Source organism: Streptococcus sp. 2106, from assembly GCF_013277315.1.
Taxonomy (GTDB): Bacteria; Bacillota; Bacilli; order Lactobacillales; family Streptococcaceae; genus Streptococcus; species Streptococcus pseudopneumoniae.
Genome location: NZ_VMMS01000097.1, coordinates 1 through 3925, shown reverse-complemented (window position 1 = coordinate 3925; position 3925 = coordinate 1). Strand labels below are relative to the sequence as shown.

Below are 3925 nucleotides of genomic sequence, written 5' to 3'. Positions count from 1 at the left end.
CGGCAAGGCGACGTTGACGTGGTTTGAATTTGATTTTCGAAGAGTATTAACAATTTAGAAACGCTATGATTCCACTCCTTTTACATTAAAAAGGAACTGCCCAAAGCAATTCCTTTCTGATTTTGAAATTATTTACTTAACATTTTATAGTTGAGATAATCAATAGCTCACCTATAAAAGGAATGATAGCAAAATTCCTTATTTATTGATTTCAAGCTCCGCCAACTGTGTTTGAATAACTGACAGTTCTGCACCAGCCTGAAGAAGAGCTGCTGCAGTATAGGCACCTTCTACAATTGGAACACTATTGATGACGATACTTTTATCACTGAAATCAGCTACCATTTCTAAGTTCATTTTAGCAGATCCTAGGTCAAAAAAGGCTAATAAAGTATCTGCTGGATTTTCGGAAACAACCCTATCCACTTGATCAAAACTAGTTCCAATTCCTCCATCTTCGGTTCCTCCTACATAAGTAATCGGAACATCTTTAGCTACTTCACTAATCAGTTCAACGACACCTTGTGCAATGTGTTTGGAATGTGAAACGATAACAAGACCAATACTTCCCATTAAACCACCCCAGTTTCTAAAAGAGCAGTAAAGAGTAATCCTGATGAGAATGATCCAGGATCAATATGTCCAAGAGAACGTTCTCCTACATAAGATGCCCTTCCTTTAGTTGCAAGTAAATCTTTGGTAGCATTCACTACCTTATCAATAACCTCTTGAGTCAATTGGCCAGCAGACAAGGCAGCAATAACAGGAGTCCAAACATCAACCATTGTCTTTTCTCCAACTTCTGCTTTCCCACGTTTGACAATCATATCCAAACCATTTTGTAAAATTTCTTCTAATTTCGAATGAGAATCAGCCTTGGCCATGCCCATAAAAGCAGAGCCATACAAGGGACCAGAAGCACCGCCTACCTTACTCAGTAGTTGCATTGACACAAGTTTAAACACATCACTGCTGGTCTCAAATTGCTTTCCTTCTATGTTTTCCATAACTGCAGCCATGCCACGCGCCATATTTCCACCGTGGTCTCCATCTCCTATAGGAGTGTCTAACTCACTAAGGTAATCTTTCTGTTCTTGAATCTTTTCATTAAAAAGCTTCATCCATTCAAGAGCTTGTTCAACATTCATGCGACATTTCCTCCTTGAGTTTTACCAAGCTGGTGTAGTAACAGGTGCATTTAGAGCATCCAACCACTCATCATCTGCCAATCGAATCAATGTTAATGACAAACCAGCCATATCGATTGAAGTCATATAGTTTCCAATTTTCTTAAACGCCAACTCAACACCTTTTTCATGGAGTAATTTAGCTACATCATTTGCAAATACATATTGTTCCATAAGAGGAGTGCTTCCTAAACCATTGATGAGAAGCCCATAGCGTTCACCAGCCTTAAGTTGGAAACCTTCAGATAATTTTTCAACCAATTCTGAAGCCAATTGTGCTGAAGGTTGCATTTTCTCTTTTTTATATCCTGGTTCACCGTGGATACCAACTCCATATTCAAATTCATCATCTTCTAGAACAAAACCTGGTTTCCCAACTTCAGGAACGGTTGCTCCAGACAGAGCCAGCCCAATTGTTTTAATTTCTAACACAAGTTTATCGGCCAAGTCCTTCATTTCAGCTAATGATTTACCAGAACGAGCCGCATCTCCCAAAATTTTATGGACTAATATAGTACCTGCGACACCTCGACGACCTTGGGTATAGAGACTATTTTCAACCGCAATATCATCATCAACCACAACACTTGCTACATCAATGCCTTCCATTTCAGCAAGTTCTTGTGCAATTTCAAAGTTCATAATGTCCCCAGAATAGTTCTTGATGACCATGAAAACTCCAGCACCTTCATCAGCCGCCTTAATGGCTTCTAAAATTTGGTCCGGAGTAGGTGAAGTGAAGACTGCTCCACAAATGGCAGCAGACAACATTCCTTCTCCTACAAATCCAGCATGACTTGGTTCATGTCCTGAACCTCCACCAGAAATGAGTCCAACTTTTCCTGTCTTTTCTGCCTTTCTAACGATGACATCAAAACCATCTAAGCGTTCTACCAAGTCATCATGCATGAATGACAATCCCTGCAACATTTCATCAACAACTTGTGTCGGTTCATTTATAATTTTTTTCATGAGAAACTCCTTTCGGCATCTACCTTTGTTTTCGCTTTCATTATATATTTTTTATCGCTGACTGATAAGGGACAGATTCTATTATTTGTCCCCTTTTAAACCCGTTTAAAACATTTTTTTGGTAAAATGAAGTAAGTAAAAGAAAGGTTTCCTATGGCATCATCACTCATTACAAAAAAACGGATTGCCAAGGCATTTAGAGACCTATTAGCTACTAGAGAATTTGACAAAATCTCCATTGTAGATATCATGGAATCAGCTGGCATTCGTAGACAGACCTTTTATAATCACTTTCTTGACAAATATGAACTGCTAGACTGGATATTTGAAAATGACTTAACCGAGTATATCACCAATAACTTGGACTTCATTTCTGGCCAAAAACTATTACAAGAATTATTTTTTTATTTCGAACAAGAGCGTGACTTTTATATTCAACTTTTTGATATTCAAGGGCAAAATAACTTCTATGACCACTTTATCAGCTACTGTCGCTTGCTTGTATCAAAAATTTTAAGAGAATACGGTCAGATTGATATCGATTCATCTGCTTATACTTGTTTTTTGTTAGACTATCATTCACATGCTCTAGCAGAAATCGTGAAGGCTTACGTCAATAAAAAAAGTCCAGTTCCACAACCAGACTTTCTAATCATGACAATTATTGGAAAGAGACCACAATGACATTTATTTCAAATCATAAACAGAAAATTATTTCAAGTTACATTTCGGCAACTGTCAGAAGTCATCCTAAATTAGAAAAGCACCCTACCTTACCATTAGTCTATCAAAAAAATCGTAATCCCCATCAGGTTCCAATATTGGCGGGTGGAGGTTCAGGACACGAACCTGCTCATATTGGATATGTGGGAGAAGGAATGCTTACCGCTGCTATCCATGGCCAATTATTTACTCCTCCTACAAGAACTGAAATCTTAGAGTCCATTCGTTTTTTAAACAATGGTCACGGTGTCTTCATCATTGTAAAAAATTTCGAAGCAGACATCAAAGAATTTAGCTCGGCCATTAACACTGCTAGAAAAGAAGGAATTAAAGTCAGCTATAGTCTCGCACACGACGATATTTCAATTGAACCTCACAATAGATTTCAAATTAGAGGAAGAGGGCTTGCAGGGACTATTTTACTTCATAAAGTTCTAGGATATGCAGCTCAAAATGGTGCCGAAATAGAGCAACTAACTGATTTAGGTCATCAGCTTGCTCCCGAAATCGCAACAATTGGCTTTGCAACGAAATCGGCTAGTCTCCCCCAAGCCACCCTTCCACTATTTAACTTGGAAGAAGGAAATATTTCTTATGGTATTGGGATACATGGCGAAGAAGGATATCGTATCGTCCCATTCCAATCATCGGAAATCCTTGCAAATGAAATTATAAGTAAATTAAGATTGCACTATCATTGGAAAAAGGGTGATCAATTTATATTGCTTGTAAATAATCTAGGCACTACTACCAACCTAGAAATGGGCATATTTCTCAATGATCTCCTTCAACTCTTAGAAATTGAAGGAGTCGCTATTACCTTTATAAAATCAGGAACATTTATGACCAGTTTGGATATGGCAGGTATATCCGTAACTCTTTGCCCTGTAAAAAATAAGCAATGGCTAGAAGCGCTCAATGCTCCAACGACAGCTTTTGCATGGTAATTTGCTTTGTATAACTCAAAAGGGCTACATCACTTGATGGCCCTTTGTTTTTATCTTATACTCAATGAAAATCAAAAAGCAAACTAGGAAACTAGC

General features: G+C 38.0%; 5 protein-coding genes. 2 read left to right on the top strand and 3 right to left on the bottom strand.

Annotation, left to right across the window (positions count from 1 at the left end):
* Window positions 1-198 precede the first annotated feature (198 nt).
* From dhaM to dhaK, 3 genes are read right to left on the bottom strand one after another with little or no spacing between them, the layout of a single operon-like run.
* The gene (dhaM, locus tag HT723_RS09900) at window positions 199-573 is read right to left on the bottom strand and encodes a dihydroxyacetone kinase phosphoryl donor subunit DhaM (RefSeq protein ID WP_049511167.1); all 375 of its coding nucleotides are present in this window, start codon (window positions 571-573) and stop codon (window positions 199-201) included.
* Window positions 573-1148 carry a dihydroxyacetone kinase subunit DhaL gene (gene dhaL, locus HT723_RS09895; protein WP_023933369.1) on the bottom strand — a complete coding sequence of 192 codons (576 nt, stop codon included), beginning with the start codon at window positions 1146-1148 and terminating at the stop codon, window positions 573-575. The genes dhaM and dhaL overlap by 1 nt, the downstream gene beginning before the upstream one ends.
* A 21-nt stretch (window positions 1149-1169) precedes the next feature.
* Window positions 1170-2159, bottom strand: a complete 990-nt coding sequence (gene dhaK / locus HT723_RS09890) for a dihydroxyacetone kinase subunit DhaK (protein WP_049511168.1) — start codon at window positions 2157-2159, stop codon at window positions 1170-1172.
* Window positions 2160-2312: 153 nt separating this feature from the next.
* Here dhaK and dhaS point away from each other — a divergent pair, with 153 nt between their 5' ends.
* Both dhaS and dhaQ read left to right on the top strand, forming a co-directional pair.
* Window positions 2313-2843 (top strand): dihydroxyacetone kinase transcriptional activator DhaS, encoded by a 531-nt coding sequence (dhaS, locus tag HT723_RS09885; protein ID WP_000168606.1) that lies wholly within the window; start codon window positions 2313-2315, stop codon window positions 2841-2843.
* Window positions 2840-3829 carry a DhaKLM operon coactivator DhaQ gene (dhaQ, locus tag HT723_RS09880; protein ID WP_049511169.1) on the top strand — a complete coding sequence of 330 codons (990 nt, stop codon included), beginning with the start codon at window positions 2840-2842 and terminating at the stop codon, window positions 3827-3829. The genes dhaS and dhaQ overlap by 4 nt, the downstream gene beginning before the upstream one ends.
* Window positions 3830-3925: the final 96 nt, after the last annotated feature.